Origin of the sequence: Streptomyces sp. NBC_01264, assembly GCF_026340675.1 — a bacterium.
Lineage (GTDB): Bacteria > Actinomycetota > Actinomycetes > Streptomycetales > Streptomycetaceae > Streptomyces.
Genome location: NZ_JAPEOX010000002.1, coordinates 1,100,039 through 1,116,762, shown reverse-complemented (window position 1 = coordinate 1,116,762; position 16,724 = coordinate 1,100,039). Strand labels below are relative to the sequence as shown.

Annotated in this window: 12 protein-coding genes; 6 read left to right on the top strand and 6 right to left on the bottom strand. The window is 71.8% G+C overall.

Going from position 1 to position 16,724, the window contains the following annotated elements; translation table 11 throughout:
- Positions 1–61 precede the first annotated feature (61 nt).
- On the top strand, positions 62–898 hold the full coding sequence (locus OG435_RS37990; RefSeq protein ID WP_266884199.1) for a hypothetical protein: 837 nt from the start codon (positions 62–64) through the stop codon (positions 896–898).
- Here OG435_RS37990 and OG435_RS37985 read toward each other — a convergent pair.
- From OG435_RS37985 to OG435_RS37975, 3 genes are all read right to left on the bottom strand, one after another.
- The gene (locus tag OG435_RS37985) at positions 895–1,602 is read right to left on the bottom strand and encodes a heparin lyase I family protein (protein ID WP_266884197.1); all 708 of its coding nucleotides are present in this window, start codon (positions 1,600–1,602) and stop codon (positions 895–897) included. The two genes, OG435_RS37990 and OG435_RS37985, sit on opposite strands and share 4 nt — an antisense overlap.
- A 112-nt stretch (positions 1,603–1,714) precedes the next feature.
- Positions 1,715–4,135, bottom strand: coding sequence for a polysaccharide lyase 8 family protein (locus OG435_RS37980; protein WP_266884195.1), 2,421 nt, complete (start codon positions 4,133–4,135; stop codon positions 1,715–1,717).
- 276 nt (positions 4,136–4,411) lie between these two features.
- Positions 4,412–5,509 carry a substrate-binding domain-containing protein gene (locus OG435_RS37975; RefSeq protein ID WP_266884193.1) on the bottom strand — a complete coding sequence of 366 codons (1,098 nt, stop codon included), beginning with the start codon at positions 5,507–5,509 and terminating at the stop codon, positions 4,412–4,414.
- A gap of 150 nt (positions 5,510–5,659) precedes the next feature.
- Here OG435_RS37975 and OG435_RS37970 point away from each other — a divergent pair, with 150 nt between their 5' ends.
- The 4 genes from OG435_RS37970 to OG435_RS37955 all read left to right on the top strand — a co-directional run bounded on the left by OG435_RS37970 (position 5,660) and on the right by OG435_RS37955 (position 10,715).
- Positions 5,660–7,501 (top strand): glycoside hydrolase family 35 protein, encoded by a 1,842-nt coding sequence (locus OG435_RS37970; RefSeq protein ID WP_323187988.1) that lies wholly within the window; start codon positions 5,660–5,662, stop codon positions 7,499–7,501.
- Between the two features lie 161 nt (positions 7,502–7,662).
- A complete protein-coding gene (locus OG435_RS37965) occupies positions 7,663–8,856 on the top strand; it encodes a serine hydrolase domain-containing protein (RefSeq protein WP_266884191.1) in 1,194 nt (397 codons plus the stop codon).
- 115 nt (positions 8,857–8,971) lie between these two features.
- Complete coding sequence (locus tag OG435_RS37960; protein ID WP_266884189.1) at positions 8,972–9,466, top strand: hypothetical protein; 495 nt, start codon at positions 8,972–8,974, stop codon at positions 9,464–9,466.
- Between the two features lie 55 nt (positions 9,467–9,521).
- Positions 9,522–10,715 carry an MFS transporter gene (locus OG435_RS37955; protein ID WP_266884187.1) on the top strand — a complete coding sequence of 398 codons (1,194 nt, stop codon included), beginning with the start codon at positions 9,522–9,524 and terminating at the stop codon, positions 10,713–10,715.
- A gap of 52 nt (positions 10,716–10,767) precedes the next feature.
- Here OG435_RS37955 and xdhC read toward each other — a convergent pair whose 3' ends face one another.
- Genes xdhC through OG435_RS37940 form a run of 3 tightly spaced genes read right to left on the bottom strand, consistent with a single transcriptional unit; the run spans position 10,768 to position 15,534 of the window.
- Positions 10,768–11,634, bottom strand: coding sequence for a xanthine dehydrogenase accessory protein XdhC (xdhC, locus tag OG435_RS37950; protein WP_266884185.1), 867 nt, complete (start codon positions 11,632–11,634; stop codon positions 10,768–10,770).
- A gap of 1 nt (position 11,635) precedes the next feature.
- Entirely contained in the window at positions 11,636–14,056 is a 2,421-nt protein-coding gene (xdhB, locus tag OG435_RS37945; protein WP_266884182.1) for a xanthine dehydrogenase molybdopterin binding subunit, read from the bottom strand.
- Positions 14,053–15,534 carry a xanthine dehydrogenase small subunit gene (locus OG435_RS37940; protein ID WP_266884180.1) on the bottom strand — a complete coding sequence of 494 codons (1,482 nt, stop codon included), beginning with the start codon at positions 15,532–15,534 and terminating at the stop codon, positions 14,053–14,055. The genes xdhB and OG435_RS37940 overlap by 4 nt, the downstream gene beginning before the upstream one ends.
- A 486-nt stretch (positions 15,535–16,020) precedes the next feature.
- Between OG435_RS37940 and OG435_RS37935 the strand changes: the two genes are divergently transcribed.
- The gene (locus tag OG435_RS37935) at positions 16,021–16,659 is read left to right on the top strand and encodes a pyridoxamine 5'-phosphate oxidase family protein (RefSeq protein ID WP_266884178.1); all 639 of its coding nucleotides are present in this window, start codon (positions 16,021–16,023) and stop codon (positions 16,657–16,659) included.
- Positions 16,660–16,724 lie beyond the last annotated feature (65 nt).

Genomic DNA, 16,724 nt, shown 5'->3' with positions numbered 1-16,724 from the left:
GACGGTGGAGGAACGGGGCGGCGGGGCGGGTCGGATCAACGGCCCTGCATTGCGTGGGCTGTTGATCCGGTCCGCCGGCGTGGGCGCGCTGCTGGGTGGTCTGTTGGTCCTGGTGGTGGTACTGCCCTGGGACCTCGATGACTTCTGCCGGAGCGAGGGCTGGGGGTGCCTGTGGGTCTTCTTCATGCTGATGGCGGCCGTACCCGTCGTCGCTGCTCTGGTCGGGTGGGTGGTGTTGCGTCTGGTCGGCGTCCGTCCTGCCTGGCGGGTGGCCGGTGTGGGCGCGTTGCTGGGCGTGCTGGCGGCGGTCCTGTCCGCGCGGGCGGGTAGCTGGGGCCCCTGGGTTCTGTTCGCCGCTCCGCCCGTGCTGGCGGCGGCGTACGCGGTCGCGGCCGCCGTCGCGCTTCCCGGTGTCGGCTCCCTCCGGCGCTGGGGGGTGCTCGCGGGGGTCCTCGTACTGCTGTGGGCGCTGGCGGGCGTGCTCGGCGAGCGGCAGGTATCGGGGTACCGGGAGCGGCAACTCGCTTTCGCACAGGTGCCGTTGCTGGCCACCGAGCTGGACGGCTACCGGTTGTACTTCGCCGAGGCCGACCAGTACAGCGGTACGTTCGGGTACCTGATCCTGCCGTCCTCGGTTCCGGTCGGCGCCGCCGACCGTGAGCGGCTCGGCATCCGGGTGACCGTCGCACCTCAACTGCCCGGCTTCGCACCTCCGAACGCGTGCGAGGTGGTGTCCGGGAGCACGCAGCGCGACTCGGGCCCCTGCGAACAAGTGGCCCCCGACACCTGGCGCGCGACCACGTACGACTCCTTCCGGTACGTCGCGCGACGCCAGGGCGTCATCGTGGTCCTGGCCGGGTCCCTCACGGTGCGCAAGACCGGCTTCTTGACGACCTAGTCGACGTCGTCGCGCGTGGTGCCCATCGTGAGGCCGTCGACCCAGTTGACCGACTCGGCACCGGTGATGGTCGAGCCGTACGTCCCCCAGCGCGGTACGTTGCCCTTGAGGTCCCAGGTCCGCACGTCGTGCCGGTCGACCACCAGTCGGCCGTTGACGTAGAGGGCGAAGGAACCGCTGGTGGACGACCGGGCGTCGATGCCCAGCTCGATCTTGTTCCAGGTGCCGGGGGTCCAGGGGACGCTCCCGGCGGCGATCCATTGCTCGCCCGGTGCGACGTACCAGATCTTCAGCAGGCTGTCCTCCACCTTCATCAGCACGGGGTAGTTCTGGTCCTGCTCCGCATCGGTGCCCCACGACTTCCACTGGAACACGGTCTGCGCGTTCCCCGTCTTGGTCATGGACTCCCAGCCGAACCAGTACGTTCTGCCGTCCGTGAGGGTCCGGCCGGCGATGCCGAGTCCCTCGCAGCGTTCGGAACCCACCGCTTTGGTGAACGCGAAGATCTTGCCGCGGCCGTCGTTCCAGTCGGGCTGGTAGACGTACGAGGGGTCGTCGCAGACGACCGTGGCGAAGACGGCGGTCCCTCCGTTGTCCGCGTCGCCGTTCCATTCGACCGAGGTGTGCGCGGGTGAGGTCGTCGCGAAGGTGAGCGCGGCGGCCATGGCGGTGGGGGCGAGGAGTCGGACGTTGCTTGGCTGCATGGAGTCCTCCTGGGGAGTGGGGAGTGGGGGGATGCGGGAAGTAGGGGGCTGGCAACGTTGTCAACCCGTCTGAGGGGCCCACCCGCGGCGGGCCGGGCCCCTCGCCGGCGGTTCAGCCGAGTCGGACGGTGACGGTCTGCGGCGCCCCGGCCTGGGCCGTGAGGTCGCCGAAGGCGAGGGTCAGGGCGTGGCCGGTGGTGGCCGCGGTGACGGTGGGCGCCTTGGAGAGGATCCGGGAGACGCGGCGGTTCCACCTGACCTCCAGCGAGGTCGCCTGCCGGGCGGGGTCCGAGACGACGACGGTCGCGGTTCCGTTCCGGTTCTCGCGGATCAGGACGGAGGCGGGGGCGTTCGTGGTGATCTTGTCCACGGTGCCCGGCGTCCAGAAGTTGACGGCGGTGAAGCCGAGCTTCGGTACGCGTACGCCCTGCTGGTCCGCGGTGTTGGCGAGGATCTTCAGCCAGCCCCGGTCGCAGGAGCGGTGCTCGGTGGTCCGGGCGCTCGCGCCCGGCAGGAGCACGTAGGCGTAACCGGCGTCGGTGGGGTCGGTGCCGTGGTCGGTGAACAGGGTCAGGTAGCGGCGGGTGACCGGGTCGGCGGACCCGCCGGTGTTGATGTCCTTCCAGGCGCCGGTGCGTTCCTCGCGTACGGCGCAGACCTTGGCGCCGCCGGGGAAGACGTAGCCGGCCTGGCCCTCGATGTGGGCCCACCCCGCGTCCTCGAAGGTGGCCGACCAGCCCTGCGCCGCGGGCTGTCGCCTGCCGTCGACGGTCAGGGCGGGGGCGCCGGTGGTTCCGAGGTGCCGGTTGTCGACGGTGGTCTCGACGGGGAGGCCGTCGGTGGAGCCGATGCCGGCGCCGAGGCAGACGATGGAGTCGTCCAGCCAGAACCAGGACTTCCTGGCGCTCATCGTGCTCGCGAGGCCCTTGAGGTGCTGGCCCGTGGCGCCGAACTCGCCGTCGGTGGTGCCGCCGACCCAGGCCGCGTCCGGACGGGGACCGCCCCAGTTGCCGCCCTGCCCGTCGGCGAGGGGCTTGCGGGAGGCGGTGATGCCGGGCAGCCGGTACGGGTCCACCGTGGGCCAGTACGCGTCGGAGTACTGCTCCAGGCCGAAGTCGCTGCCCCACCAGGACAGCCACCCGGCGCCGGTGTGGTAGCCGCGGGCGTGCTCGCCGTTGCCGAACTCGTAGTGCGCGATGCGCCGCGACGCCATGCTGACCGAGGCCGCCCAGTCGCGGCGCCGGTGGGTGACCCGGTCCATGTGGTGGAACAGTCGGTGCCCGACGGGCTCGGGAGCCGCGGTGACCGAGGTGTCGTCCTGCAGGCCCTGCAGCAAGGACGCGCGGATCAGGCTGAGGCCCGGGTTCGCGAGGGCGGGGTAGTGGTAGTCGCGCCGGAGCCAGCCCTTGACCATGGCGCGCCACCGCGCGTTCTCCTCCGGGGAGGCTCCCTGGCCGAGGAGGACGAGGGTGGCGAGGAGCCCGTGGGCGCGCAGGTGGTCGTTGGTGCCCTGCCGGCTGATGCCCCGGGAGGAGACGTTGTCCATCATCAGGCCGTTGTAGATGAACGGTGCGACGGCCGTTTCGACGGTGTCGAGGAAGAGCTGGGTGTTGGGGTCGTTCAGCTCCCAGGTGGATCCGCGCAGCAGCGCGAGGATCCGGCCCACGCCGTCGTGCAGCACCGAGCCGTAGCCGCCGATGTACGGGACGGAGGTGTGCTGGATGAACGAGCCGTCGGCGTAGAAGCCGTCGCCGGTGGTGACGTACGGGAAGACGGGGGTCAGGGCCCGGGCGGCCAGGGCGATCTTGTCGGGGTTCTCGCCGATGACCCCGCGCAGGATGATGCCGCGGCACAGGTCGACCCGGTTCGCGCCGGTACTGGTTCCGGTGTACGCGGCCACGGCCGAATCGGGCAGGAAGTGGTCCACGGCCGCGCAGAACCTGTCCTTCTGGTTCTGCGTCAGGTGGTCGTGGATCAGTACGCAGGTGTCCATGAGGGCCTGCGGGGAGCCGATCTGCCAGTTCCACCAGTTGCCGTACGGGACGGTGGCCGGGTGGTACACCTCGGCATGGAGGTGTTCGAGTCCGGTGACGACCGCTTCGAGCAGGGCGGTGTCGCCGGTGAGGCCGGTCCCGGGCTGGCAGAAGGCCTGGGCCATGACGCTCAGCCTGGTGTAACTGTCGTTCACCCGGGCGGAGAAGGCGTACGACTCCGCGTCGAGGTCCGGGTCCGGGTCGGTCCAGATCAGGCCGGGCCACAGGGAGCCGGCGGCGGGGGACATCGTGGAGAGGTAACCGCGTGCTGTGGTACCGAGGTTGGCGAGCAGCGTCCTGAAGGGTTCGGCCGTCGGGCTGAACCCGGTGCCCAGGATCAGGTCCCGCCATTTCGCTCGCAGTCCGGCGAACTCCTCCGCGGTGGCGGCGGTTTCGGCAGCCGTGGCCGGGAGGGACGTCCACCCCGTGAGCCCCAGCGCGAGGGCGCTGCCTCCCGCTGCGTGCAGGAAGGTACGACGGGGCCAGGCGGAAGCAGTCATGGAGGACCCAATCTGGTGCGGTGGAATCCCGCGCGGTGGAATCTCACGCGGCGGATCTGGTGCGGCTCACATCTGGTGCGGCTGGATCTCGTGCGGCGGTCGGTCCCGCTGGTTGGCCAGACTTCGATTCCGGTGACCGGAAGTCAATGCTCCGCTCCCATTCGGTCAAGAAGCGGTCACCAAGCAGTCGTCGAGCAGTCGTTGAGCCGCCGCCGAGCCGCCATCGAGCCGCCGTCGGGGTCGGCCGGCCCCGGAGGCGAGCCGGTACCACTGTGGTCAGGGGGCGCCGCAGGACTCCCGCACCCTCAGCCGCGGCAGCAGGGCGACGTGCGAACTCTCGGCCCCGGGGTTCTCCATCCGGCGCACCAGCAGATTCAGCGCCGCTTCCCCGACCGCATGCTTCACGGGCCCGACCGAGGTCAGCGGCACGTCCGCCAGTGTGGCCAACTCGTCGTCGTAGCAGACGATCGAGAAGTCCTCCGGTACGCGCAGGCCGCGCGCGGTCAGCCGCCGGAGCAGGCCGATCGCCGCGGAGTCGGGGTGTACGAGCGCGGCGCGCACCTCGCCCGCGGCGGCGAGGCGGAGCAGCCGGTCGAGGTCCCGCTCGAAGTGGCGATCGGTCCCGCCCGGTCCGGGCCCTTCGGCCGGGGACAGGTCGTCCTCGGGCAGGCCGAGGGAGCCGACCGCCGCGCGGTACCCCTGCCGCAGGGCGGGCGCGGTGTGCGTGGCGCGTGAGAGCAGGGCCACGCGGCGATGGCCGAGGGCCGCCAGATGGCGGACGCCGGCGGCGGCGCCGTCGGCATGGGCCGAGCCGACCCGGTCGATCTCCGCCCCGGGCGAGCCCGCCGGCACCTGCCGCTCCACCAGCACGGCGGGGACCGGCAGGTCCGCGAGCTCCTGGAGGTCCCCGGAGTCCGGACCGTTCATGCCCCAGCTGGGGGTGAGGAGAAGGCCGATGGCGCCCGCGTCGAGGAGCGTCTCGATGTGCGCCCTGTCCTGATCCCGGTCGTACTCGGTGGTCGCGACGAGCAGCCGGGCGCCGACATCGGCAGCCGCGTCGCGGGCGCCGCGAATGACCGACGGATAGAAGTACCCGACCGCCGGGACCACCATCCCGAGCACGAGCCCGCCGGGCGCGAGCGGAGGCGCGGTGCGGGCCAGGCGTGCTTCGCGGGGGCTCAGGCGCGCCGTCGGCCACAGGGCCGACCCGTGCAGTCGCCGGACGAGCCCCGCGTCGGAGAGCGCCGCGACGTCCCGCCGGGCGGTTTCCACGGAGATGCCGAGGGAGGTGGCGAGGTCGCGGATCCGCACGCTTCCGTGCTCCCGGACGAGCCGCAGCGCCCTCTTGTGCCGCTCCTCCACCCGCTCCCGCATGCGCGATCTCCCTTGACCCCTCGGGCTGCTTCAGCCTAGCGTGATCAGGGGCCCGTAGAAAGCGCTTTCTATGTAAGGTCTTCCTTCCTCGGAGCCCCTGTCGGCCGACGGGTCGAGCACCACCGGAAGTCACCGAAAGAGAGCGCACACGTGAAGCCACCGCACCCGCCGATCGCGAGCCAGGCCGCGAGCCCGATCGCGCACCAGACCGCGGATCCGATCACGACGCTGACCACGGACGCGACGGGCTTCCTGCGCAACGGCCGCCCGCACCGCATCGTCTCCGCGGCCATCCACTACTTCCGGGTGCACCCCGGCCTCTGGGCCGACCGCCTGCTGCGCCTGCGCGCGATGGGCGTGAACACCATCGAGACCTACGTGGCCTGGAACGTCCACGAGCCCAGCCCCGGCACGTTCACCTTCGACGGGCCGAACGACGTCGCGGCCTTCATCCGCACCGCCGGAGACCTCGGCCTCGACGTCATCGTCCGGCCGGGCCCCTACATCTGCGCCGAATGGGACTTCGGCGGACTGCCCGGATGGCTGCTGGCCGACCGCACGATGCGGCTCCGCCGCCGCGACCCCGCGTACCTGGCCGCGGTGGACGCGTGGTTCGACACCCTGGCACCCGTACTGGTCCCCCTCCTCGGCAGCCGTGGCGGACCGGTGGTGGCGGTGGGCGTGGAGAACGAGTACGGCAGCTTCGGCAACGACACCGGCTATCTGGAGCACCTCCGCGACGGCCTGGTCCGACGGGGCCTGGACTGCCTGCTGTTCACCACGGACGGCGCCGACCACGGGTTCCAGCTCGGCGGCCGCATCCCCGGTGTCCTGACCACCGGGACCTTCGGCTCGCGCCCCGAGAGCTCCCTCGCCACCCTGCGCACGTACCAGCCGGAAGGGCCGCTGGTCTGTGTGGAGTACTGGCACGGCTGGTTCGACCACTGGGGCGAGCCCCACCACACGCGTGACCCGCAGGACGCCGCCGCCACCCTGGACAGCCTGCTCGCCGCGGGCGCCTCGGTGAACATCTACATGGGACACGGAGGCACCAACTTCGGCTGGTGGAACGGCGCCAACCACGACGGCACCACCTACCAGCCCGACGTGACCAGCTACGACTACGACGCCCCCGTCGGCGAGGCCGGCGAACTCACCCGGAAGTTCCACCTCTTCCGCGAGGTCATCGGCCGTCACACCACCCCCGTCACCCATGAACCCCCCGCACTGCCCCCGCGCGTGGTTCCGCAGCTGCTCCCGGTGGACGGACGCGTCTCGCTGGCCGACTCCCTGGACGTGCTCTCCAAGCCCGTGCACCACGTCGAACCCCTGACCATGGAGGAAGCCGGCCAGTCCCTGGGCCTGATCCACTACCGCACCCGTCTACGGGGACCCCTGCCCGAGGCGGCGCTGCGCATCGACGGGCTGGCCGACCGGGCCCAGGTCTTCCTGGACGGAAGGGAGATCGGGCTCCTGGAGCGGGACGAGCCGCTCGCGGCCCTGACCGTCTCCGTGCCCGACGGGGGAGCGGAGCTCGACATCCTGGTCGAGAACCAGGGCCGGATCAACTACGGGCCCCTGCTGGCCGATCGCAAGGGCATCCGCGACGGGGTGAGGCTGGACAACCAGTACCAGTTCGGCTGGGAGATCAGGCCGCTGCCCCTCGACGACCTGACCGGACTCGCCTTCGGCGACGGCGAGTTCGCGGCGGGCGCGTCCTTCCACCATGTCACCGTCGAACTGGACTCCCCGGCCGACGCGTTCATCGCCCTCCCCGGGTGGACCAAGGGCATGGTCTGGCTGAACGGCTTCGCCCTGGGCAGGTTCTGGGAGCGCGGCCCGCAGAAGACGCTGTACGCACCGGGTCCCCTGTGGCGCTCCGGCGAGAACACCCTGGTGATCCTCGAACTCCACCGGCCCGGGACCACCGTGGAACTGCGTGACGCACCGGACCTCGGCACGGAGGCGCCCGCGCCCATTCCCGTCTGGTAGCAGGCAGCCGGGAGGAGGCAGCCGATAGCGGGCGGCCGGTGGCCGGGCCCGGCAGGGCCGGATGGGCCACGGCTCACCAGCCTGCGGCCGTGTCGCCGCCGGAGGTGGTGGGGCCCCTGTCATCGTGGGCCACCGCGTCCGTCTCCCCGGGAGGTACCTCCGTGTCCCCACGCCCGCACGGCCACTCCGGTCGGATCCGCCCGTCCCTGCGCCTGGCCGCCGCCACCGCCGTGTGCGGCGCCCTGCTCGCCGTCACCGTGCAGCCCGCGCAGGCCGGAGCGGACCGCAATCCGCCCCCAGGAGCCGCGCTCCACCAGGAACTGCGAGATCTGGTGGAGCGGCCCGACGGGCCCCCCGGGGTCATCGCCGTCCTGCGCGACGGCGACCGCACGGAGGTCTACCGGGCGGGCGTGGCCGACGTGGAGAGCGGCCTGCCGCCGCGGGCCACGGACCACATGCGGATCGCCAGCGTCGCCAAGGCCTTCAGCGGAGCGGTGGCCCTCACCCTCGTCGACCGCGGACGGCTGCACCTCGACGACACGATCGGCGAGGTGCTGCCCGGGCAGCCGGAGCAGTGGCACGCGGTGACGTTGCGTCAACTCCTCGATCACACCAGCGGGTTGCCCGACTACTCGTCCTCCCAGGGGTTCATCGACATCATCTCTGAGGACCCCCGCCACCGCTTCGACTCCCGCCGTCTGCTGGAGTTCGTCGCCGACGAGGACCTGGCCTTCGAACCGGGCAGCCGCTACGCGTACTCCAACTCTGACAACATCGCCGTCGCCCTCATGGCCGAGGCCGCCACCGGACGCCGGTACGAGACGCTGCTGCGCGAGCTCGTCTACGAGCCGCTGGGCCTGCGGGCCACCAGCCTGCCCCAGGGCTACCGGCTGCCCACCCCCTTCCTGCACGGCTACCAGATCGATCCGCAGGAAGGCCCCGTCGACGTCAGCGAGGCCGTGGGCGCCTCGGGAGCCTGGGCCTCCGGAGGGATCGTCTCGACGCCGAAGGACCTGACCGCGTTCATCCGGGGCTACGCGGGCGGCGCCCTCGTCTCGGAGCGCACCCGGCGCCAGCAGTTCCGGTTCATCCCGGGCGCCCTGTCCCAGCCCCCCGGTCCCGGCCGCACCGAGGCGGGCCTGGGGATCTTCCGCTACACCACCCGCTGCGGAACGGTCTACGGCCACACCGGCAACACGGCCGGCTACACGCAGCTCGTCGCGGCCACGGCGGACGGCCGGCGCTCGCTGACCTTCTCGATCACCACGCAGACCTCCCTCACCATCAACCCGGACCTGCTCGAACAGGTCCGGGCGGTCCAGGAGGACTTCGTCTGCGCGCTGCTCCGCAAGTGACCCGCTGCCCGCACCCGCGCGCTTCGCGGGTGCGGGCTCCACCCCCGTGGGGGAAGCTGGAAACACCCCGGCGCTGCCGCCGGCGGGCACAGTGGCAGGGCAAGGAAGGTCTTCCGTGAACGTTTCCGCAGGTGGCCGCCGCACACGGGCATCCCTGCGCAGGGTGCGGACGGCCACCCTGCTGTGCGCGGTGGCCGCGATGACGGCCGCCGTGCTCCCGGCATCCGCGCACTCCGGCGGCGCACCATCGGCCCGGTCGGTGGACCCACAGGATCCGGTCGTGGTGGTCGACTGCTTCGAGCAGGCGCAGGTGCGCCCCGCGGAGTACCTCCTCGCCTGCGGCGACGGGAACAACCGGCTCGTCCGGCTCCGCTGGAAGACCTGGGGGCCGAGCAGCGCCACGGCCACCGGCACCGACATGGTGAACGACTGCCGCCCGTACTGCGCGGCCGGCCACTTCCGCCGCTACCCGGTCAGGGTGACCCTGGGGAATCCGCAGGCCTGGCCCGACCATCCCGACCTCCGGCGCTTCACCACGATCCGGCTCCTCTACACCGACACGGCGCCGGCCCCCGTCCCCAAAGACGTGACCTACAAGCTGGTGTACTGACACCTGCACGAGCCCCCGACAGGAACCCCGTACCCCCGCGGGATACGGTCGCGCCATGGACGGTGATCGAAAAGGGTGGCGCCCGACCCTGCTGAGCGGGGCGGTGTTCGCCGTGTGCATGGCGGGCACCACGCTGCCGACCCCCCTCTACGGGCTCTACCAGGAGAAATTCGGCTTCTCCGCCCTGATGGTGACCGTGGTGTACGCCGTGTACGCCTTCGGGGTGATCGGCGTCCTGTTGCTGGCGGGCAACGCCTCCGACGCCGTGGGCCGGCGGCCGGTGCTGCTGGCGGGGCTGGGCTTCGCCGCGGCGAGCGCCGTCTGCTTCCTGTGCGCCGACGGAATGCCCTGGCTCTACGCGGGACGGCTGCTGTCGGGTCTGTCCGCCGGCCTGTTCACCGGGGCCGCCACGGCGTACGTGATGGAGCTGGCACCACCCGGCGGCGCCTCACGGGCCACGTTCGTCGCGACGGCCGCCAACATGGGCGGACTGGGCTGCGGCCCGCTGCTCGCCGGAATCCTCGCGCAGTACGCCTCCTGGCCGCTGTACCTGCCGTTCGTCGTGCACCTCGCGCTCGTGGCGGGCGCGGCCGTCGTCCTGCTGGTGCTCCCGGAGACGGTGCGCGAGCGGCGCCCGCTGAGCACCGTACGACCGCAGCGGCCCGCTCTGCCCCCGCAGGTGCGGGCGGTGTTCGGACCGGCCGCGACCGCCGCGTTCGTGGGCTTCGCCCTCTTCGGGGTGTTCACCTCCGTCAGCCCGGCCCTCCTCGCGGAGTCCCTGGACGTGCACAACCGGGCCGTCAGCGGGCTGGTGGTCGCCCTCGCCTTCTTCGCCTCGATCGCCGGGCAACTGGCCGTCGGCCGCGTCGGGGTGGAGCGCTCGCTGCCGCTGGGCTGCGCCGTGCTCCTCGCCGGGCTGGCGCTGCTCGCCGGCGCACTGTTCCGGGACCAGCTGGCGCTGGTGGTGCTGAGCGCCCTCGTCGGCGGAGTCGGGCAGGGGCTGGCCTTCCGCGGGGCCCTGTCCGCGGTGGCCGGTGCGTCCCCCGCCGGCCAGCGGGCAGCCGTGATCTCCACGCTGTTCCTGGTGGCGTACACCGGCATCTCGGTGCCCGTGATCGGGGTGGGCCTCCTGGAGGGCCCCCTCGGGCTGGAGGGCGCGGGACTGGTGTTCATCGCCTGCATGGCGGTACTCGTCGTGGGCGCGGCCGGCTACCTGCTCAGGCGCCCGGTGCGGGCCGCCGCGAACTGAGCGTACGGAGCCGCCCGGCCCGGCCGCCGCCGGCGCGTGCGCCCGCGAGGACTCACGCGCCGCCGGCGACCGTCGGGTACGCCACTTCGGCGATGGTGTTCGGGACCGCCCAGTGGCGGTCCCGTTCGAAGGTGCGGAGCAGGTCCGCCGCGACGCTCACCGCGATCGTGGCGGGCTCCTTGCCCGTGATCTCGGTCAGCCCGATCGGGGTAGTGATCCGGTCGATGGTGCCGGCGTCATGACCGCCCTCGGTGGCCAGGCGATGGCGGAACCGCGCCCACTTCGCGGAGGAGCCGATCAGACCGATCGAGCCGAGACCGTCGGTGCGCAGGGCGGCGTCGCACAGTGCGGCGTCCTCGGCGTGATCGTGCGTCATGATCAGGACGTGGGTGCCGGGCGGCAGCTCCCCGAGCACCGTCTCCGGTAGCAGCGGGGTGTGGTGCACGTGGACCTGCGCCACCGCGTCGCCGAGCACACCGAGCCGTTCCCCGGTGAGCATGTCGGGGCGGCTGTCGACCAGGTGCAGGTCCAGGTCCTGGCGGGCCAGGATGCGCGCCAGCTCCAGCCCGACGTGCCCGACACCGAAGACGGCCACCGCCTGGACCACCGGCAGCGGTTCGAGCAGCACGGTGACGGCTCCGCCGCAGCACTGCACGCCGTGCGGGCCGGTGACCTTGTCGTTCAGGGCGAACTCCATCAGCTCCGGCTCCGGATCGGCCGCGCCGCTCAGCTCGCGCGCCCGGTCGATGGCGACGGCCTCGATGTTGCCGCCGCCGATCGACCCCCAGGTCTCGGTCCGTCCCACGACGAGCTTGGCACCGGCCCGCCGGGGCGCGTGGCCGCGCACGGTCGCGACGGTGACGAGCACGCCGGGTTCCCGGCGTGCCCGCAACCGCGCGACCGCGGCGACCCAGCTCATGTCAGACATTGCTCAAAGCGCTTGCATCGGCTTCGGAACCGGCACCCGCACCGGCTTCGGTATCGGGGAGGGCCGCGCCGCCCTCGGACGCCGACCCGCCCCGGCGGGCTCCCTCGATCGCCCAGTACACCGCCTCCGGTGTGGCCGGCGAGGCGAGCTCCACGCTGCTTCCGGCCGGCCCGAACTCCGCGGCCGCCTGCCGCAGGGCCTCGCGCACCGAGAAGGCCAGCATCAGCGGGGGCTCACCGACCGCCTTGGACCCGTAGACCGCGCCCTCCTCCGTGGCGTTCTCCATCAGCCTGACGTTGAACTCCTCGGGCATCTCCGAGAAGCTCGGCAGCTTGTAGGTGCTGGCCGCCTGGGTCAGCAGACGGCCGCGGTGCGGGCCGTCGCCGGAGTCCCAGCGCATGTCCTCCAGCGTCAGCCAGCCCGCGCCCTGGACGAAACCGCCCTCGACCTGACCGATGTCGATCATCGGCGAGAGGCTGTCGCCGACATCGTGGACGATGTCCACCCGCCGGATCCGGTACGCGCCGGTGAAGCCGTCCACTTCCACCTCGGTCGCGGCGGCCCCGTAGGAGAAGTACTTGAACGGCGAGCCGTGGAACGCCTTCGCGTCCCAGTGCAGGCCCTCGGTCCGGTAGAAGCCGGCCGCCGAGAGCTGGACCCGCTGGAAGTACGCGGTGCGCACCAGGTCGTCCCAGGCCAGTTCCTTGTCGACGCCCAGGGCGCGCGCGACGCCCTCGACGATGCGCACGTCCGAGGCGTTCGTACCCAGCTGCGTGCCGGCCACCTGGAGCAGCCGCTCGCGGATCTGCTCGCAGGCGTTCTTCACCGCGGCGCCGTTGAGGTCCGCGCCCGCACTGGCGGCGGTGGCGGAGGTGTTGGGCACCTTGTCGGTGCGCGTCGGGGCGAGGCGCACCTTGTGCAGCGGGATGCCGAGCGTGGTGGCCGCCACCTGCAGCATCTTGGTGTGCAGGCCCTGGCCCATCTCGGTGCCGCCGTGGTTGATCAGGACGGAGCCGTCCTTGTAGACCAGGACCAGCGCACCGGCCTGGTTGAAGGCGGTGAGGTTGAAGGAGATGCCGAACTTGATCCCGGTCATCGCGAGCGCCCGCTTGGTGTTCGGGTGCGCGGCGTTGAAGGCCGCGATCTCGCGCCCCCGCTCGGCCAGGGCGGCGTCCTCCCGGACCTGCTGCCAGATGAGGGAGATCCGCTCGGGGTGGGGGACCGGCTGACCGTACGGCGTCGACTGGCCCTGCCGGTAGAAATTGCGCTCGCGCAGCTCCATCGGATCCAGGCCGAGCAGCGGCGCGCACCGGCCCATGATGTCCTCGATCACCAGCATGCCCTGGGGTCCGCCGAAACCGCGGAAGGCCGTGTTGGAGACCTTGTTGGTCTTGGCGATCCGGCCGGCGACGCGCGCGTTGGGGATCCAGTAGGTGTTGTCGATGTGGCACAGCGCGCGGGCCACCACGGGCTCGGACAGGTCCAGGCTCCAGCCGCCGTCGGCGGTCAGCGTGGCGTCCAGGGCCTGGATGCGGCCCTCGGCGTCGAAGCCGATCCGCCACGTGGCGTGGAACCCGTGGCGCTTGCCGGACATGGTCAGGTCCTGGGTCCGGTTGAGCCGTACCCGGACCGGCCGGCCGGTGAGCTTGGCGCCGAGCGCGGCGACGGCCGCGAACCCGTGCGGCTGCATCTCCTTGCCGCCGAAGCCGCCGCCCATCCGCAGGCACTGCACGGTCACCTCGTGGCTGTGCAGGCCGAGTACGTGGGCGACGATCTCCTGGGTCTCCGACGGGTGCTGGGTGCTGCTCTGGACGAACATCTGCCCGTTCTCGTCCAGGAGGGCGAGCGCCGCGTGCGTCTCGAGGTAGAAGTGCTCCTGGTCGGAGAACTGGAACTCCCCGGTGAACACGTGCGCGGAGTCCTCGAAACCGGCGTCCACGTCTCCGGTCACCATCAGCGGCCGGGCGCCGTGGAAGCTCCCGGTCTCGATCGCCTCCCGCAGGGTGATCACGGAGGGCAGTTCGTCGAGCTCCACCTCGACGGCCGCCGCACCGAGCCGGGCCGCCTCCACGGTCTCGCCCAGGACCCAGGCGACCGCGTGGCCGTGGAACATGACCGTGTCGGGGAACAGCGGTTCGTCGTGCTTCATCCCGGCGTCGTTGACGCCGGGCACGTCGGCCCCGGTCAGTACGCGGACCACGCCCGGCACGGCGAGCGCGGGCTCGGTGCGCAGCGCCGTGATCCTGCCGTGGGCCTTCATGACCTGGACCGGGTAGGCGTGCAGGACGTCCTTCGTACGGTGGACCAGGTCGTCGGTGTAGAGCGCCGCTCCGGTGACGTGCAGGTTGGCACTCTCGTGCGGCATCGACAGACCGACGACGGGCTTTTCGGGACGCTCGGACAACTGGCTCATGACGACACCGCCTCGGTGGTTTGCGCGTACAGCTTGTTCAGGCTCTGGCCGAGCATCGCGGAGCGGTAGAGGGCGCTGGCACGGTGGTCGTCCATCGGGGTGCCCTCGGCCCGCAGGATCCGGGCCGCGGCCTCGACGGTCTCCGCCGTCCAGGCCCTGCCCTCCAGGGCGGCCTCGGTGGTGAGGGCGCGGATCGGGGTGGCGGCCACGCCGCCCAGGCCGATGCGCGCCTTGCGGACGATCCCGTCCTCGATGTCGAGGGCGAAGGCGACCGCCACGCTGGAGATGTCGTCGAAGCGCCGCTTGGCGATCTTGTGGAAGGCCGTGACGGGCGACAGCGGCAGCGGGACGCGCACCGCGCGGATCAGTTCCCCGGGACGGCGCACGCTCTGCCGGTAGCCGGTGAAGTACTCGGCCAGGGGGACCTCGCGCTCTCCGTCGGGGCCGGCCAGCAGCAGCGAGGCCTCCAGCGCGAGCAGCACCGGCGGACTGTCACCGATGGGGGAGCCGGTACCGAGGTTGCCGCCGAGGGTCGCACTGTTGCGGATGAGCCGGGACGCGAACTGCGGGAACAGCTCCGCCAGGAGCGGGACGCTGCCGTCGAGGCGGCGTTCGATCTCGGTGAGCGTCTGCGCCGCGCCGATCTCGATGTGATCCGATTCGACGCGCAGCTCCCGCAGTTCGGGCAGCCGGTCGACGGCGATCACGCAATCCGCCCGGCGGGAGCGGATGTTCACTTCCACGCCCCAGTCGGTGCTGCCGGCCACCACCACGGCCCCGGGCCGCTCGCGCAGCAGCCGCACCGTCTCCGCGAGGGTGCCGGGGCGCAGGAACGCGCTGTCGTCCCGGGTGTATTCGGTGGCGGCGGCCTCGGGCGGGGCCTGCTCGCGACGCTGCGCCAGGACGTCGTCCTCGGCGGGCGAGCCGACGGCGAACGCCGCGTCGCGGATGGGGCGGTAGCCGGTGCAGCGGCAGAGGTTCCCGCTCAGCGCGTGCAGATCGAAGCCGTTCGGACCGTCCTCGGCGTCGGCGTCGGCGTCGGATGCGGCGTCGTGAGCCGTGTCCCCGTGGGCGCAGCGGTCCGGCCGGTAGTACTCGGAGGCCATGCTGCAGATGAACCCCGGTGTGCAGTAACCGCATTGGGAGCCGCCGCGGACGGCCATCTCCTCCTGTACGGGGTGCAGCGCCGTGGCCGCGCCGGATTCGTCGACGGTGGCGAGGCCCTCGGAGGTGATGACCTCCTGGCCGTCGAGCGCCAGGGCCGGAACCAGGCAGGCGTTGACCGCCACCCAGTCGGTGGGCTTGTTCACCCCGGGCCGGGCCACGAGCACCGAACAGGCGCCGCATTCACCCTCGGCGCAGCCCTCCTTGGTGCCGGTGAGGCCGCGGTCGCGCAGGAAGTCCAGCACCGTGGTGTGGGCCGCGGCCGGAGCGATCGGTGTTTCCTTGCCGTTGACGGTGATGCGCGCCGCTACCACGGTGCGTCCTCGTTTCGGGGCGCGGTCGATCGGGCTGTCCTAGTCGCCATGTGCAGGAGCTTTCTCGTTCAGTGGTCGCAGCTCGACAAACCGGGAGCGCGACGATTCGGCACGCAACGAAGTGCCGTGAGAGATGACAGGGGTGGTGAGGAGACGGTGGAACGAAAAACCCCCGGGGCCGCGCGAAGGGCACGCCGGGGAAGGGCCGCTTCAGCAGCCGTGTGCGACTCGACCCGGAGCCCAAGCGGTCTGGTGGGTGAGGCGAAGCGGTGCGGAGATGGTGGACATCCGGCTTCGCCCCCTTCCAGTGGCTCACGAGTTGGTGCGGTCGAAGTTACGTGCCGAAGGTTGATCGGTCAAGCACCCATTAGGACGATTCAATGAAGACCGCCGCTCGGGAGGGGTCCTCCTTCGTACGCGAAACCAGTGGCATAGTCGCGGTGGGGCGGCGGGTATGGCCGCGGACACGGATGCGGGGGCGGGGCAATGGCTGCGGACACAGGGGCGTACGAGGAGATCACCACCGAGGGGGAACTGCGCGAGCTCCTCGGCGAGCCGACCGCGGTTGCCCTGGGCAAGGAGCGGCGGACCCTCCACGAGCACCACGTGGAGTGGCTCGCACGTTCCCCGCTCTGCCTGATCTCCACCTCCGCCGCCGACGGCAGCTGCGACGTCTCGCCCAAGGGCGACCCGGCCGGCTTCGCCAAGGTCCTGGACGACACCACCCTCGTGATCCCGGACCGCCCCGGAAACCGCCGTGCGGACAGCTACCGCAACATCCTCACCAACCCCCACGTCGGTCTGCTCTTCCTCATTCCGGGCCGCGGAGACTCCCTGCGCATCAACGGCCGGGCCCGGCTGCTGCGCGACGCTCCCTTCTTCGACGACCTGACCGTCAAGGGGCACCGCCCGGCCCTGGCCCTCCTCGTGGAGGTCGAGCAGGCCTATTTCCATTGCTCCAGGGCCTTCGTGCGCTCCGCCCTGTGGAAGCCGGAGACCTGGAACCCGGAAGCCGCCCCGTCCCGGGCGCGGATCTCCAAGAGCCTGGAGCGCACGCACGAGTCCCTGGAGGAGCTGGAGCGCTACTACGGGCCCTCGTACGACGAGAAGGACATGTACGCCTGACCCGACGGATCACCCGCGGTCGGCGGGGCCGCGCGGCCCGGCTGGAAATCGTTGGTCCGCCGATC

Coding starts and splice junctions, on each gene's coding strand:
- OG435_RS37980 (WP_266884195.1), bottom strand. CDS start 4,135: ATGACTGCTTCCGCCTGGCCCCGTCGTACCTTCCTGCACGCAGCGGGA.
- OG435_RS37955 (WP_266884187.1), top strand. CDS start 9,522: ATGGACGGTGATCGAAAAGGGTGGCGCCCGACCCTGCTGAGCGGGGCG.
- OG435_RS37935 (WP_266884178.1), top strand. CDS start 16,021: ATGGCTGCGGACACAGGGGCGTACGAGGAGATCACCACCGAGGGGGAA.
- OG435_RS37975 (WP_266884193.1), bottom strand. CDS start 5,509: ATGCGGGAGCGGGTGGAGGAGCGGCACAAGAGGGCGCTGCGGCTCGTC.
- OG435_RS37985 (WP_266884197.1), bottom strand. CDS start 1,602: ATGCAGCCAAGCAACGTCCGACTCCTCGCCCCCACCGCCATGGCCGCC.
- xdhB (WP_266884182.1), bottom strand. CDS start 14,056: ATGAGCCAGTTGTCCGAGCGTCCCGAAAAGCCCGTCGTCGGTCTGTCG.
- xdhC (WP_266884185.1), bottom strand. CDS start 11,634: ATGAGCTGGGTCGCCGCGGTCGCGCGGTTGCGGGCACGCCGGGAACCC.